Source organism: Bacillus sp. JJ1532 (genome assembly GCF_036965085.1).
Lineage (GTDB): Bacteria > Bacillota > Bacilli > Bacillales > Cytobacillaceae > Cytobacillus.
In genome coordinates this window covers 1-16367 of the sequence record NZ_JBALOW010000077.1, presented here as the reverse complement: position 1 = coordinate 16367, position 16367 = coordinate 1, and the positions used below count along the sequence as shown (strand labels likewise).

Genomic DNA, 16367 nt, shown 5'->3' with positions numbered 1-16367 from the left:
TTACTAGGGAATAAACCCCAATGTTTTCCTGTTACAAAGAAAATGTAGAGCATTGAATTATGATTTCATTTTTATTTTCGGATAAATTATCTGTAAAAAAGAGACAGTAATAGAGAAAGTCCTATATTCTTCATAAAAAGGAAGGGAAATAAATGAATATAAGATTAAAGAAAATAATGACTTCTTCTTTTACTGTCTTTTTATCTTTTTTAATCTTCATTCCTCAGGCAAGTGCTGAAATTAGATATAATGCTCAGCCTGAGATGGAGTATCGAGTAATAGGAAAAATAACTGTCAATGGAAAACAGTTTAAAGATTTGAATGGCAATAAAAAGCTGGATCCATATGAAAATTGGCAGCTTACAGATGAAGTACGTGTTAAAGATCTTGTTTCGCGGATGACTTTGGAGGAAAAAGCAGGAATGTTAATTATTCCTGAATTTCCGAAATTTACAAATGGCAAATTGGAACTACCAAATAAGATGATTAATCAAAACACCCGCTATTTTATTTTTCGTGAATCACCAAGAGCCGATGTAATCGCCAAATATAATAATCAGCTACAAGCAGCTGCAGAAAATACAAGATTAGGCATTCCGGCTGTCATTATTTCAAATCCAAGAAACCATTCTGAGGTTCCTACATCTTCTGGGGAAATAGATATGGACAAGCCTGGACAATTCTCTTTTTGGCCTGCCACTTTAGGACTTGCGGCAACTCGCGATTTGAATTTAATAACGGAATTTGCCCAAATCGCTTCAAAAGAGTTTAGGGCTACAGGAATCCGTAAACTTTTCGGATATTCAGCTGATGTTGTGACTGATCCACTATGGTTAAGAAACGATGAAACATTTGGGGAGCACCCGACCCTGACATCAGACATTATTTGGCGAATTGTGAAAGGATTTCAAGGGGATATTCTTAATGATAATAGTGTAACAACGACAGTCAGGCATTTTCCAGGCGGTGGAGCACGAGTAAAAGGGACTGATCCTCATTTTGAAGAAGGACGATATAATCTTTACCCAACTGAAGGCAGTTTGCTAAAGTATCATATGCCTCCTTTTAGATCCGCAATTGCTGCAGATACAACATCGATTATGCCTTATTATTCATATCCTAGCAATGAGAGTGCCGAACAGGGATTGCCACATTATAGTGCCACACAGCAATTTGAAGAAGTTGGCTTTGCTTTAAACAAACAATTTATTGATGATTACCTGCGTAAAGAACTAGGTTTCCTAGGTTATGTAAACTCTGATACTAGTGCAGTAGTCGACAAGGCTTGGGGGGCACTAAATTTGTCTGTTGAACACAGGTTTGCAAAAGCGCTAAATGCTGGAACGAATATTTTTTCTGGTGTTACAAATCCTGCTCCTATTATTAATGCTGTGAAACAAGGTTTGGTTAGTGAAGCAAGAGTGAATCGCTACGTCACTTATTTACTTACAGAGATGATGAAACTAGGACTTTTCGAGAATCCATATATAGATCCGAAAAAAGCACTGGCAGTCGTTGATAACCCAAACTCTCAAAAACGTGCAGATTTAGCCCATCGTAAGTCCGTTGTATTACTGCGAAATGGGAACAATCTATTACCTTTGTCAGATAGCAAAATCGGTCAAATAAAGCTATATATTGAGGCATTTCCTGGAGGAGCTAATGGGTCAAATACGAAAAATCTTATCGATAAGATTCGAAAATATGATGCAAAAATGACAATTACGGATCGATTAGATGATGCAACCCATGCTTTTGTTTGGGTGAAGCCTAAACAGGATTTTATGAAAAGAAAACCTATGCTCACAATTGGCCCTGATACAGGGATTGATAATGTAAACAGAATCATAGAGATTCAGAAAAAGGTTCCAACGATTACCGCAATTAATATGAGGAGCCCATGGTTAATCAATGAAATCGAACCAAATACAGCGGCTATTGTGGCAACTTTTGGAGTGAAGACAGAAGCTTTAGTAGATGTCATTCGAGGGAGATTTAATCCTGTTGGGAAACTTCCTTTTACAATACCAGCTAATCAGACAGCAGTAGACAATGAGATTGGGGATATACCAGGATTTGGCGAAGTTCCATCCTATGTGTATCGAAACAAAAATGGAGATGCATATGGGTATGATTTCGGACTTTCTTATCAATAGGAAAAGATTTTTGCTAAAAACATGATAAAAAAACACTTGGATATCAATTTCCAAGTGTTTTTTAAAGCTTTATTTTACCTTTCACATGCCCAATTGTCTTTGTCTCTGTCATGCTTTGATTCATAGGCAGGGTGATCAGCAGGAACCCCGTTAGGATAAACCTTTCTTAATTCCGTACAGTTTTTATATGATTCGCTGCCGCTGCTTGAAGGGGCGGTGGAAGTGGAGCCTGTATTCGAATTTGTATTTGAACTTGTGTTGTTATTTGTGCTTTTTGATGAAGATGCTGAGCCGCTGCTAGATGCTGTTGTTTTGGAATCCAGGTCACCCTTTGTAGTACCTTCCGCTCCGAATGCCCATAAACCGGTATTCTGTTCTCTCGCTTCGCGGGCAAATTTTACAAAATAATCACTGTATTTCACGTCAGGCGGATAAGTAGAAGGTTCTGCATATCCATTTAATACAAGATCAGCATTAAACATTTTTGTTCGAATTTCATTTTCATCCATATCGTTCGTTGGAATATCAAGCCAAACAATTCGCAGAAAACGAGTATAGCGATCGGTATCTGAAACGTCCTTCTGTAAATAAACTTGTTTCCCTTCGAGCTTTGAAGTGGTATAGTTGCTTGCCTCTTTGCCGTATTCTTCTGTTTTCGTGGTAGACTCAGGTGTATTCACTCCTACAAGGCGAACTTTTCTGCCATCGGAAGTTTCGAATGTATCCCCATCTACAACTCTGCTAATCGTCACCAGTTCCAAACCTAGACTGCTAGCTTGTTCTTCTTTTGCTTTTTGTTCGGCTTCTAGTTTCTCTTTTTCTAAACGTTCCGCTTCAGCTTTTGCCTCTTCTTTTGCTTTCGCCTCTGCTTCTGCTTTAGCTTTTTCTTCTTCCGCTTTCTTAGCTTTTTCCGCCGCTTCTTTTTTGGCAGAATCTTTTTGTTTAGTTGTACTTGCTACTTGATTATCATTATTTTTATCTGCTGTTTCAGTAGTATCGGCAAAGGAAACCCCTAGAATTAAAAACAAGATGAATCCTGCGGTAACAATCAATCCTGGTTTCTTGACGATTATGTTTCCCTTTTTCTTTTGATTTGACAAATATAACCCAATTAAAAACACAACTGTTCCAATTAATGCAATTGGTACTGCAATACCCATGATTAACATGAATAATAGAATGATAGCTATTATGATTCCTTTAATGAATTTCATTTAATTTTCCTCTCTCCTAAACCTTAGTTTCTAACATAAGAATACAATCAATGTTAATTATACATGTTTTATGTCATTATTTGTCCGAAATAGAAATGTAAAATATGTAAAAGGAAGTTATTGCAATAAACATTGTTTTTATTGAGGTTTAACGCCAAGTCTTAGGCTATTTATAGAGTTATGTTCCTAAAAATCATTGTTGAATACATTATCCTGAATGGGGAAATCTTCAGGAGATGATGAATGATGGAGAATAACAGTAATTTGCAGCAGCCCGATGTGCTCTGCCATGATTTTGCGGAGATTCTTGGAGCGACTCCTTCTATTATTAATGGTGTATTGTACAGCGACAAAATCTCGGACAAACATTCCCCCTGTAGTATTAGGCAAAAGGGCAGAGTCGTTTATGTTTGTACCTCAGGCCTTTTCCTTTGAAAATATAGATCAGGACGGCAGGGCAATATGTTTAGGGAAAACAGTCATCCAGCAAAATGAAATTAATCCTTTTATCTCCAGTTTGCGTGAGGATGGAATTATTTGGACAGTCCTCAAAAATCATTGGTTATTTGGATGTACCAAGACTTATATATATCCATTTTGAAAAAACTGAACATCCAATTACAATTGCTAACGATACAAAGGACGCACTATCAGTTCTGAAAACAAATAAAATTAGGCCATCTTAATGATGTACAAATGATTGTTCCCTTTAAAAATGAAATAAATTAAATTTGATACAATAAGAACCAAAAAATAATGAAAATGCGGAAGGGATTGTCCAAGCCAAATGGAACAAATTTAATAAAATAATATGGAAGATCTCCTCCCTTAGGTCTTGTGAACTACACTTGGCCGTTCATTTTAATGAACGGTCATTTTTTTGCGACAATAGGAAAGGCCTCTTCATCGGAGGCCTTTGTATTTTTATTGCCCTTTTTTACTTTTATTAGAACTATTTCTAATCATTGTTTGCTTATACATTTGATGTCCTAGCACAGCAACTCCAGCAGCTGTAATCCCGTTAATAAGACCATCTATAGAAAATCCAAATGCCACGCTTCCGATTGTGATTGATACAATAAAGAGTATCCAAATAATCAACCAATCAGGGATGGCTGGTGTTTGTTTAAGCGCAAACCCCAACACCCAAAGAGCAGGTACTAGCATTATATAATTCTGGTTTAAATACTCAATTAGATTCAAAAAAAGTCACCTCCTATTTCAGTGTTTATATATATTATGTGATTCAAGCAATTTGGCTTGTTTTATATCCCAACTTGTTTTGAAATAGAAGAATACATAGCAGCCATATCTTTTTTGGAATAGCACCTATATATAGAAAGTAACAGGAGGTGAAATGCTAAATTTTTAATATTATTATAGAAAGGAGTGCGGAGTAATGGAGGAGCTCTTACCATTAATAAGCGAAGTTGGCTTTCCGATCATTGTGACACTATTTTTGCTGCACAGAATAGAAGCGAAGCTAGACGTAGTCGTAAATTCCATTCAGGGGCTTCCTGATCGTTTAAAGGAGTAATTCTAATAATTCACAATTATTGACTTTCAATTCCAAAAATGCTAAATTTAAATCAGCCGTTATGCATCGTATTATATTTTTGAAAGCTAAATTTCCAAAGAATTCTTTTGTTTGGATGAGTAATGAGGAGTAAAAGCTATAATCGTTGTGAATGGTGAATTAACACAAGGCTTTCAACAGCCTATAGGAGGATTTTTTTACATGAAAAACGGTAAAGTTAAATGGTTTAATGCTGAAAAAGGTTTCGGATTCATCGAAGGTGAAGACGGAAACGATGTATTCGTACATTACTCTGCAATCCAAACTGAAGGATTCAAAACATTAGAAGAAGGTCAAGAAGTATCTTTCGAAGTTGTTGAAGGTGCTCGTGGACCACAAGCTGCTAACGTAAATAAACTATAATCATAAATCATAAACAGTCCTGCTTTGTGGGGCTGTTTTTTTATTTAATTAATTTAATTAAAAATAAGAAATATTCCAGTAGATTATGCTATAATAAGCACATACGTTCGTGCTTTCGAAACCCACCTAGTAATTAATTCCTCATACTTCTATTCCAGACCTATAAAAACTTAAATTTGATATAATGAGTGTATTTGAGACTATGAATATATAAAGATAAGAAGGTGAAGATTTTGAAATTTATTCATACAGCAGATTGGCACTTAGGAAAGCTTGTACATGGAATTTATATGACAGAAGACCAGCGCTATTTCTTGAAGCAATTTGTTGATCTTGTTGCAGAAGAAAAGCCGGACGCTGTTGTAATCGCCGGAGATTTATATGATCGATCGATACCTCCAACAGAGGCAGTTGAACTGCTCAATGACATATTGTTCAAAATCAATGTAGAGTTAAAAACACCTATAGTTGCAATTGGCGGCAATCATGATAGTGCAGAACGATTATCTTTTGGGAGCTCATGGTACAAGAAAAGTCAGTTTTATTTATCAGGTAAGATAGATTCTAACGTTCGGCCAATACATATTAATGGTGTTAATTTCTATCTTGTCCCATATGCGGAGCCAGGAATTGTTCGGCAATTGTTCGCAGATGACACCATTCATACTCATCAGGACGCGATGAAAGCGGTTATCGGGAGAATTGAAGATTCCTTGAATCCTAGTGAACCAAATGTACTTGTTGGACATGCTTTTGTTCTTGGCGGAAAAACAAGTGAGTCGGAGAGAACTCTTTCTGTAGGTGGATCTGGATGCGTAGGAGCAGAATTATTTGAACCATTTTCCTATACAGCACTTGGTCATCTTCATAGCCCAGATGCTCTTAAACATGATAGGATTCGTTATTCAGGTTCACTTCTTAAGTATTCTTTTTCGGAGTCAAAACAAGAAAAGTCAGTGTCCATCATCGAAATGGATGAAAAGGGCCATTTTGATTTGCGGGTGCGTAAACTTTCTCCACAAAAAGATATGAGGGAAATAGAAGGGTTTTTGGATGAATTAATGGATCCAGGTTTTTATGAGAAGCAAATGGTTGATGATTATTTGAAAATCATTCTCCATGATGAAGGCGCCTTAATAGATCCCATTAATAAGCTCCGGAAAATCTATCCAAATGTTCTGCATCTTGAGCGAAAAATCGATATAACTGATATGAAAAAGAAACAGTTCTTCACCTCAGTTAAAGAGGAAAAAAAGTCTGAGCTTGAACTTTTTCAGCAATTTTATCAAGAAATGACAACTTCAGAATTTACTGATGACAAGAAGGCTATTATGACTGATGTCATTGAAAAGGCTTTGAAGGATGGTGCAGCTATATGAGACCTTTAAAGTTAATCATGCAGGCGTTTGGGCCATATGCAGGTACAGAAACGATAGATTTTACAGTGCTTGGAAATCGGACGATGTTTGTGATCTCTGGTAAAACCGGTTCGGGAAAAACGACTATTTTTGATGGAATTAGCTATGCTATTTATGGAAAAGCAAGTGGAGAAGATCGAAATGGGCCTGAATTAAGAAGCCAATTTGCTAGAAATGAATTATTAACAGAGGTAACACTTAAGTTCTCTTTAAGAAAAAGAACGTTTATTATCACAAGATCCCCTCAACAGGAGAAGAAGAAGGAACGTGGGGACGGTTATACAACGATAGGTGCAAAAGCTGAATTGTATATGATCAATGAAAATGGAGAAAAGCAAATTCTAGCATCAAATATTCGTGATGTAGATGAAAAGATTAAAGATATCATGATTATAGACAGCAACCAGTTTAGGCAAATATTAATGATTCCTCAAGGAGAATTCAGAAAGCTGCTTACATCAGAGAGTAAGGATAAGGAAGTCATTTTGCAGCGGCTTTTCCATACGCAAGTGTATAAGCGGATCGAAGAAAAGCTAAAGGAAGATGCAGTCGAGTTAAAGAAATCAGTCGAAAAGCAAATAGAAAACCGGGATCAAGCCATTCAGCAAATTTCTGCTATATTTAATGATGAGCTAAAAGGATATTTGAATGCAGGAAGTGTAAATGATGCACTTATCATGCCTTTATTACAGATAGAAATGGAATGTATGGCTGCAGAGTTGGCGAAGCTAGCAGATCAATTAAAAGGCAAACAAGAAAAACGGGATTTACTTCAGCAAAAGCTATTTGAAGCAGAGACCATTGTAAAACAGCTAAAGGCTAAAGAAGAATTAGAAAAAAGAAAGACTGAACTTCATAATGAGAAGGAAGCTTACATTCAACTAGAGAAAAAAATTAATCTTGCCCAGAAAGCAGCCGTGCTTGCTCAGCAGGAAGAGCTTTGTCATCATTTGAAAAAAGAGTCAGATGAGGCTAATCATGAGCTTCAGTCAATAAAGTCAAAGATTACATCACTGTCAGATCTATTAGATGAGCATGAAAAGAAATGGGAAGAAGAAAAAAATCGGGAAGATGAAAGAAAGGCTCTAGCTGAGGAAATCAGTTCTCTTAATAATATAAAAGAAGACATTGAATCTCTGTCCATTGTGAAGAAAGAGGTCAATATGCTTGAAAAAGCCCTTGAAGAAAGAAAGATTGAAAAGTCACAGCTAGAAGATTCTTTAAAGAAATCAGAACAAGCCATCCTTCTTTTACAAGAAGAAAAACAACAGATTGAGAGAGAACAGCTTACATTTCTTCAAAATGCTCAAAAATTAGAGAAATTAGAAGAAGAAATGCAAAGATTTAATAAGTACGAAGAATTAGTTCTCCGCTATGATCAGGCAAAATTGAATTTTGAAAAGCGAAAAGGTTATTATGATCACTTTGTTTCACGATTAGCTGATGCAAAGGCAACGATCGACCTGCTGGAACAAAAATGGCTGCATGGACAAGCTAGTCTACTTGCAAATAAACTTCTTGATGGGGAAGCATGCCCTGTTTGCGGATCAATGGATCATCCAAATGTAGCTGCTGTCTCAGAATCAATCCTGGATGAAAAAGATTTAAAAGCCGCAAAAAAACAGGCAGATGAGCTTGAAATGGAAAAAGGAAAGGCTGAATCAGCTTTTTATGATTCACAGTCAATTGTAAATTCAATAAAAGAAGCATTGGATTCACAACTGAAAGAAATAAAGAATCAGCGTGATGATATAACAATTAATTCATTACCTATGGTGAAAGAAACCATATTGGCGGAGAGAAATGAACTTGTTCAGAATCAAAGCATATTATCCGAAAGACAAGCTAAAATGCCAGCATGCTTAAACAAGCTTAAATTATTGGAGCAGGATAGAGAGAGATATTTAAATCAGCTTCAATTGAACATAGAACAAATAAATAATGAAACCATTAATTTTACAGAGAAGAAAACGAATTTAACAAGAATGATAGCGAAAATACCTTCTGATTTACATTCAGCTGAAGTTTATGAATCACGATTGAAATACTCCGTTAAAAAATATGAGGACCAAATAAAGCTTTTGGAAACTGTGCAGCAGCGATATCAAGACACAAAGGAAAAATTCCTCGCAGAATCAGCTAAATATGAAACCATCGAAAAACAGGCTGATAGAATAAAAGAACGATTGACTCTGGAAAGAGAATCATTTGTTCAGAAGATGAATGATCAAGGTTTTGGAACGTACACAGAATACAATGAATCGAAGAAGTCTGAACAAGAAATTCAGATGTTAGATCAATCATTAAGGGATTACCGGGAAGAGCTTCGATCCGTTCATGACCGTTATGAAGAGCTTTCTTACTTGTTAAAGGATGTTGAAATGCCCGATTTAGAACAGATTAGCAAATTATTTAAAGAAAACGAAGAACATATTCGTTTGCTTCAAGAGGAATATACGGATTTATATATGAAGAAAAAACATAATGATGGAACAGCAGAAAATATTAATGAAATTAATGGGCGTATGAAAGCACTGGAAGACAGGTATAAATTAATTGGTCATTTATATGATATCGCAAAGGGACAAAACACGTACCGTATTACCTTTGAGCGCTTTGTATTAGCTGCTTTTCTTGATGATATTTTAAGAGAAGCAAATGGAAGATTGAGAAAAATGACGAGTGGAAGATATGAATTGTTAAGGAAAACGGATCGTTCAAAAGGGAATGTACAAAGCGGTTTAGAACTGCTTGTTTTTGATCAATATACTGGACAAGAAAGACATGTTAAAACCCTATCTGGGGGAGAAAGCTTTAAAGCGGCTTTAGCTCTCGCATTAGGGTTAGCTGATGTTGTTCAGCAATATGCTGGCGGTGTCTCATTAGAAACAATGTTTATAGATGAAGGATTTGGAACTCTCGATCCAGAGTCACTTGATCAAGCGATTGAGGCATTAATGGATATACAAAGCAGCGGAAGACTGGTTGGAATTATTTCTCATGTACCTGAGCTCAAAGAAAGAATAGATGCCCGCCTTGAAGTGATAGCAACTCAAACAGGAAGTCAGACAGAATTTCAATTTTTATCTTAACACCATGGAAAGGTGCGAATCCGATGATTCAATCCTTTCTTTTTCATAATAGGAGTACAATTTATGCAAATATAGGCATAAATTGGTAAGGGGGATGATTACTATGAAAAAAAGAGTGGCTTTATCTTGGAGCGGCGGAAAAGATGGCTGCCTCAGTCTTGACGTATTAACAAAGAATGGAATTGATGTCGTTTGTTTAGTGACGACCGTGCCGATTGAATTGGGCAGAACATTTGGACATGGTGAAAAATTAGAATTGGTAAAGCTGCAAGGAGAGTGCCTGGATATCCCTGTAGAGTTTATTTCTACCACCTTTGAGAAGTATACGGATAGTTTTATCAATACATTAACGATATTAAAAGAAAAGTATCATATAGAAGGCATCGCCTTTGGTGATTTATATTTACAAGGTCATCGTGAGTGGGGAGAAAAGATGGCAGTAGCTGCTGAACTTCAAGCTATTTACCCGCTATGGGGAAAGCAGGAAGATGCTCTTCGTATGCTTGAGGATTATCTCCAATCTGGTTATAAGGCAACGGTTATTCGTATACGGGAGGATTTTCTAGATGAAACGTGGCTAGGAAGAGAGCTGGACTTTTCATTTTTAGATGATGTAAGGACTAAGGAAATGTGTCCGATGGGTGAATCGGGTGAGTATCATTCATTTGTATATGATGGACCGTTGTTTAAGCAGAAGATTATTCTTAAGAATCCGGAAATTATTCAATTAGAGACTACGAAGAAGCTGGAATTTAGCCAATTTGAACTTCAGACAAAAGTTGAAAATTAACAAAGAACAAAAAAATTAAATAAAAGAGAGGAATCCTTCATTGAACAAAATTTTTGGTCATGAATATTCTCTTTTTCCATTTGAAGCATTTTCTCTTCAGCATTTTATGATGATCATTGTCTTAATAGGTGGAACGATTTTACTTTATTCAAAGAAAAACTATTTGAAGGAACATGATAAGGCTGTAAGAATCTTCATGTTTTTAAGTCTGTTCGTTTTGGAAGCCATGTATCATATATGGCTTATTAAAGATGGTTATTGGGATATATCTTATACTTTACCGCTTCAGCTTTGTTCTTTAAGTCTTATTCTTTGTCTTATATTACTGACTGCTAAATCAAATTATATATTTCAAATTGTTTTCTTTATTGGGATTACGGGAGCAGCAATGGCGGTAATAACGCCTGAGTTATTTCTTGGTTTTCCTCATTTTCGTTATTTCCAATTTTTTATAACTCATATCGTTATCATTTGGACTTGTCTTTATTTTTGGATAGTCCACGATTATACACCTAATGGCAAGGGGCTAATCATGTCTTTCTTATTTCTAAATGGGAGCGCTTGTCTTGCTTTTGCAGCGAATAAGGTGACAGGCGGGAATTATATGTTTCTAGCGTATAAATCTTCAAATGCATCATTATTAGATTATTTTGGTCCGTATCCTTATTATATATTAGCTCTAGAGGGAGTAGCCTTGTTTTTCTTCTTCCTTTTGCTCGTAATTTGCAATAAAGTAAAGGTAAAAGCAATACAGAGGTAGGTGACAGCTTTTGAATACGAAAAGATATTTCACAATTGGTATGGCGGGCCATATCGATCATGGGAAGACAACGCTTACGAAAGCGCTGACCAATGTTGATACGGACAGATTGAAAGAAGAGAAGGAAAGGCAAATATCAATTGAACTTGGTTTTGCTCCTTTATATGAAGATCAAGAGCTGGAAATTTCAGTAGTAGATGTTCCTGGTCATGAACGCTTTATTAGACAGATGATAGCTGGAGTAGCTGGGATTGATTTAGTTGTACTCGTTGTCGCGGCCGATGAAGGAGTCATGCCGCAAACCCGTGAGCATTTACATATACTCGGTTTATTAGGGATTAAGAATGGTATTATTGCAATTACAAAAATTAATCGTGTTGACAATGATTTTATTGACCTTGTAAAGGATGATATATTAGGTGAACTAAAAGGTACGGTATTTGAAGACGCACCATTTATGCTTGTCGATAGTTTAACTGGTCAAGGAATAAAGGATTTAAAACATTTCATTATTCATGAATTAAAAAAACAGGATCCTAGAGATATTAGAGGTGCTTTTCGTCTGCCCATTGATCAAGTGTTCTCTGTGAAAGGGCAGGGTACAGTAGTCAGAGGAACTGTTTATGAAGGATCAGTAGAGGAAGGACAAGCATTAAAGATTATGCCAAAAGGGCTGGAAACTCGTGCAAGGCAGCTTCAAGTCCACCATAAACCAGCTATAAGCGCCTATGCGGGTCAGCGGACTGCCATTAATTTGTCCGGAATTGCAAAGGAGGATATTCAGCGTGGTGATGTGCTAGTCTCTTCAGAGCATTTTATTGTCACGCAAACAATTGATGTCGCTCTTCGTCTTGTAGGGGATTTAGAATATTTGGTTAAGCAGCGCATGCCAATCAAATGTCATATTGGTACAGCTGAGGTTATGGGGCGGATTGTGTTATTTGATCGTAATGAAATAAAGTCGGAAGCAGCAGAAATCCTTTGTCAAATCCGCTTGGACGAGGAGGTTGTCACGAAAAGAGGGGACCGCTTTATTTTAAGACGTCCTAGTCCACAGGAGACAATTGGCGGAGGTTGGGTAATTGACCCTAGAGGAGAAAAATATCGATTTGGACAAAAGACAGTTGATGACCTTGAAAAGAAAAAAGAAGGTACACCAAAAGAAAGAATTTATGCTGCACTTTATGAGGCAAAAAGTTTGCCGTTTCAAGAGATTTTGAAAAGAACATCTATTGCGGAACAAGAGCTTCAAAACTATTTAATGGATGAAGAGTTTCTCCTATATGGCGGAAAAGAGTACACCCTGTTTATAATCAAGGAATCAATTGAAAAAGACATGAAGACTCTCTTACAGGATTTTCACGGTGAGAGTCCTTTGAAAGCAGGGATGAATAGGGCAGAGCTCTTGCAATTAATTAGTAAACAATCCCCTAAGAAACTAGCAGAATTTGTGTTAGAGCAGGGGATTGAAACAAGTGTTTTCGGTAAGAAGGATCAATTTGTTTTCCTAAGCGAATTTACGCCCCATGTACCAAAAAGCTGGCAGAAGCGCACCGAAAATATGCTTGCAGATTTGAAAATAGACGGATTAAAGGTTAAGTATTTCAATGATTATATTACGAAAGCCGGAATTCCAAATGATTTAATACTAGACCTAACAAAATTTCTAACGGATATCGAAGAAGTGATCTCCCTTGACGAACAATTCTATTGGCATGCGGAGCACTTTAATAAAGCTGTTGAACAATTAAGAGCGAGAACCACTATAGAATTTGAAGTAGGTGATGCAAAAGACATCCTCGATCTTTCTCGTAAGTATATGATCCCATTTCTAGAGAAGCTTGATTCTTTAGGTTATACAAAAAGAGTCGAAAATAAAAGGGTGTGGCAGGACAGAGCATAAATTCATGGGGAAGCTGATTACAATCAGCTTCTTTTTTTCGTGTTAAACAAATAATTAACTTGCTTTATTTATCTAGGGGTTACTTAGATCTAGTTTTTAGGATTAAATACTTATGGATTTTTGGGGGATCCTAGCATTATCGCCAGTTTTGACATCTATAGGATTTAATTACTAACTGAGCTAATTTTTACATATAGGATTTTAATAGAATTATTACTAAAATAAGGGTGTATAAGAAAAAATAAGGAGTGGTCACCATGAGAAAGCAACTACTGACAATGACTGCAGCAGCTGGCTTAGTAATTACTGCATTTCAGAATCCTGCAAGTGCTCACGAATTGACTTATCAAGTCCGATCGGGTGATATGTTATGGAAAATTGCCCAAGCAAACAATCTATCTATTAGTCAGCTTATGGAATGGAACAGCCTTACAGATTACGTTATCTATCCTGGACAAAGTTTGAATCTAATGGCACCACATAATCATGAAGAAGCTAATAGAGAAGCAGATTACTATATTGTCAAAAGTGGTGATACATTATGGGGAATTGCCAATTCCAATAAACAAACGATTGACGCATTAAAAAGTTTGAACAATCTGAATTCTAGCTTTATTTATCCTGGGCAAAAACTACTTGTCAAGCCAGCTCAGCCTGCCCCTCCAGTTGATCGTCCTGATTCAATTAATACATATACAGTCCAAAATAGAGATTCTCTTTGGAAAATAGCAACTGAAAATAATATATCTGTTTCACAGTTAATGTCTATGAATAGTTTAAATTCTAACGTCATTTATGAAGGTCAAAAATTAACGGTTCAACAGGCACCTGCAACTCAAATTAAAGAAAGTGCAATTTCAAAGGTTGATGCTCTGATTGCTGAAGCAAAGAAATATATAGGTGTGCCGTATGTTTGGGGAGGGAGCTCACCTGCGGGATTTGATTGCAGCGGCTACTTAAACTATGTTTTTAATCATGCAGGAATATCTATTCCGCGAACAGTCTTAACCATTTGGAATGCAATAAAGTCAGTTTCATCACCAGACATAGGGGATATTGTGTTCTTTAATACAAGTTCTGCTGGTCCATCCCATGCAGGAATTTACCTTGGAAACAATAAATTTATCCACTCTGGATCGTCTACTGGGGTCACAATTAGCGATATGACTCTAACCTATTGGAAAACCCGTTACTTGGGTGCGAAAACTGCCTTTTAAATTAGATATTTTCGTACGCAGAAAAAGGTAAACCAAGCCACTAACAAGGGCTTGGTTTACTGATGTTCATTCGATCATATCTGATAAAACGTAATGATAGAGTAATTTAGCTGTATTATCAATGGAAGACTTATGAGTACGTTCAAAAGCATGGGATGAATCAATTCCAGGTCCAACTAATCCATGAACGATATCATGACCTGACCGGATTGCGGCAGATGCATCTGATCCATAAAATGGATAAATATCTAGCTTATAATCAATTTGGTTATCCACTGCTAGCTGAACAAGTTTTTTTCTTAAACCATAGTGATAAGGTCCGCTCGCATCCTTTACACAAATAGATACTGTGTATTCATCGGTAGACTGACCATCACCTATCGCTCCCATATCAACAGCCAAATATTCAACAGTTTCTGAAGTAATATTTGAATTACCACCATAACCAATTTCCTCATTATTAGAGATTAAAAAATGGGTAGTATAGGGCAGTTCGATTTTCTCGGTCTTAATTTGTTTTATTAATTGCAGAAGAATGGCTACGCTTGCCTTATCGTCTAAATGTCTTGATTTAATAAATCCAGAAGGTGTTATTTCCACTCTAGGGTCAAAAGAGACAAAATCTCCGACCTCAATGCCTAAGGCACGAACATCATCTGCATTTTTTACTACTTCATCTAAACGCACTTCCATATTATCCTGGTTTCTTTCAGCCTTGCCTGCATCTTTGTATACGTGGACGGACGTTTGATGCATTAAAATTGTCCCGGTATATTTTTTTCCTGATACTGTTTCAATCTCGCAATATTCCCCTTCAATAGAGTTATATTTAAATCCGCCAATTAGATCAAGCTTTAACCTTCCGCTCGGTTTTATTTCCTTAACGATCGCACCAAGTGTGTCTACATGAGCTGTAAGCATTCGATGGTTCGTATCATCTTGGCCGCCAATCGTTGCAATTAGACCGCCTTTGCGATTTCTTTTTGTTTCGATCTCTATTTCTTTTAAATAATTTTCGACAAATGTAATGACATCATTTGTATTTCCAGATGGACTTGGAATGGATACAAGCTTAGAAATTAATTGAAAAATTTCATCTGTATTAGGATATGACATATGTATGGCCCCTCTCTATGAAAATAATGGATCCTTCCTATTATACTGCTTTATACATTCATAATAAATGAATAAGAGGCATGCTTGAAAACCGAAATGGTGTAATTAGCATGCCATACTATGATTAATGAATTTTTTCAAGCTCTGACGTAACTGAGAATTTTTCTGTATTCTTTTCAGATGAAACAAATTCCTGCTTAACCATCCCCATACCAGGTGCCCAATACTTTCGGACAATCGTCTCATTTTCCTTATCATACTGTTCGATGATGACGACATTTTTTACTTTACCAATAGGGAGCAACAGCTCCGCATTTGTATGACTTATTGTAAAGCCATTAAATGATTTCTCGACTTGTAATGGTTTTATTAAAAGTGGGACAAGGTTAAATTGCTTTTCTATCTCTGCCAAAGGTGGAATCTCTTCATCATAGAATTCAGGCCGATCATAAACCTGATAAATTCCTTTATCCGTTAATTTATAAATTTTTAATATTCTAGTTCCGCCATTTTCAACAATAGAAGGAAGATAGCTGTCTGTTCTTTGATAAAAAAATTCAGTAAAGGCTGCATATTCATTCCCTTCACCTCGGTATACATATGTTTTATTCTCTTGAGGAAAATACTCTTCAATTTTTATTTCTTCTGCAGTCCCTTTTGGTTTTGGTGATTCCGCTTTTTTTTCAGCACATCCCGTTAATAAAAGAAATCCAATGAGCAGAAATAAGTACTTGTTCATAATTTTAACTCCTTTAATAATAT

The 16367-nt window shown here is 36.3% G+C and carries 15 protein-coding genes; 10 read left to right on the top strand and 5 right to left on the bottom strand.

Translation table 11 applies throughout. The features are described 5' to 3' along the window. The first annotated feature begins 152 nt into the window (after positions 1–152). Positions 153–2156 (top strand): glycoside hydrolase family 3 protein, encoded by a 2004-nt coding sequence (locus tag V7122_RS21220; protein WP_335528899.1) that lies wholly within the window; start codon positions 153–155, stop codon positions 2154–2156. 74 nt (positions 2157–2230) lie between these two features. Here V7122_RS21220 and V7122_RS21215 read toward each other — a convergent pair whose 3' ends face one another. Then, on the bottom strand, positions 2231–3370 hold the full coding sequence (locus tag V7122_RS21215) for a thermonuclease family protein (RefSeq protein ID WP_335528896.1): 1140 nt from the start codon (positions 3368–3370) through the stop codon (positions 2231–2233). Positions 3371–3556: 186 nt separating this feature from the next. After that, a complete protein-coding gene (locus V7122_RS21210; protein ID WP_335528902.1) occupies positions 3557–3739 on the bottom strand; it encodes a hypothetical protein in 183 nt (60 codons plus the stop codon). On the opposite strand from V7122_RS21210, the gene V7122_RS21205 reads away from it, so the two are divergent. After that, positions 3660–3971: a DUF1259 domain-containing protein gene (locus tag V7122_RS21205; protein WP_335528893.1), complete on the top strand. Its 312-nt coding sequence runs from the start codon at positions 3660–3662 to the stop codon at positions 3969–3971. The two genes, V7122_RS21210 and V7122_RS21205, sit on opposite strands and share 80 nt — an antisense overlap. 323 nt (positions 3972–4294) lie before the next feature. Here V7122_RS21205 and V7122_RS21200 read toward each other — a convergent pair whose 3' ends face one another. Continuing rightward, positions 4295–4573: a phage holin family protein gene (locus V7122_RS21200; protein ID WP_335343751.1), complete on the bottom strand. Its 279-nt coding sequence runs from the start codon at positions 4571–4573 to the stop codon at positions 4295–4297. Between the two features lie 196 nt (positions 4574–4769). Between V7122_RS21200 and V7122_RS21195 the strand changes: the two genes are divergently transcribed. The 8 genes from V7122_RS21195 (at position 4770) to V7122_RS21160 (ending at position 14489) form a co-directional block, all read left to right on the top strand. Continuing rightward, the gene (locus V7122_RS21195; protein ID WP_066288600.1) at positions 4770–4907 is read left to right on the top strand and encodes a YvrJ family protein; all 138 of its coding nucleotides are present in this window, start codon (positions 4770–4772) and stop codon (positions 4905–4907) included. Positions 4908–5108: 201 nt separating this feature from the next. Continuing rightward, the gene (locus tag V7122_RS21190; protein WP_066288596.1) at positions 5109–5309 is read left to right on the top strand and encodes a cold-shock protein; all 201 of its coding nucleotides are present in this window, start codon (positions 5109–5111) and stop codon (positions 5307–5309) included. A gap of 233 nt (positions 5310–5542) precedes the next feature. After that, positions 5543–6688, top strand: a complete 1146-nt coding sequence (locus V7122_RS21185) for an exonuclease SbcCD subunit D (RefSeq protein WP_335528889.1) — start codon at positions 5543–5545, stop codon at positions 6686–6688. Next, positions 6685–9819, top strand: a complete 3135-nt coding sequence (locus tag V7122_RS21180; RefSeq protein WP_335528888.1) for an SMC family ATPase — start codon at positions 6685–6687, stop codon at positions 9817–9819. Before V7122_RS21185 ends, V7122_RS21180 begins: the two co-directional genes overlap by 4 nt. A 103-nt stretch (positions 9820–9922) precedes the next feature. Further along, positions 9923–10609 carry a hypothetical protein gene (locus V7122_RS21175; protein ID WP_335528887.1) on the top strand — a complete coding sequence of 229 codons (687 nt, stop codon included), beginning with the start codon at positions 9923–9925 and terminating at the stop codon, positions 10607–10609. Between the two features lie 40 nt (positions 10610–10649). Further along, positions 10650–11369, top strand: a complete 720-nt coding sequence (locus tag V7122_RS21170) for a YwaF family protein (RefSeq protein WP_335528884.1) — start codon at positions 10650–10652, stop codon at positions 11367–11369. 10 nt (positions 11370–11379) lie between these two features. Then, positions 11380–13272: a selenocysteine-specific translation elongation factor gene (gene selB, locus V7122_RS21165; protein ID WP_335528881.1), complete on the top strand. Its 1893-nt coding sequence runs from the start codon at positions 11380–11382 to the stop codon at positions 13270–13272. A gap of 257 nt (positions 13273–13529) precedes the next feature. Next, positions 13530–14489: a C40 family peptidase gene (locus V7122_RS21160; RefSeq protein ID WP_335528879.1), complete on the top strand. Its 960-nt coding sequence runs from the start codon at positions 13530–13532 to the stop codon at positions 14487–14489. Positions 14490–14555: 66 nt separating this feature from the next. On the opposite strand, the gene V7122_RS21155 is transcribed toward V7122_RS21160, so the two are convergent. Next, positions 14556–15605, bottom strand: a complete 1050-nt coding sequence (locus tag V7122_RS21155) for a M42 family metallopeptidase (RefSeq protein WP_335528877.1) — start codon at positions 15603–15605, stop codon at positions 14556–14558. A gap of 124 nt (positions 15606–15729) precedes the next feature. Then, a complete protein-coding gene (locus V7122_RS21150; protein ID WP_335528875.1) occupies positions 15730–16344 on the bottom strand; it encodes a hypothetical protein in 615 nt (204 codons plus the stop codon). Positions 16345–16367: the final 23 nt, after the last annotated feature.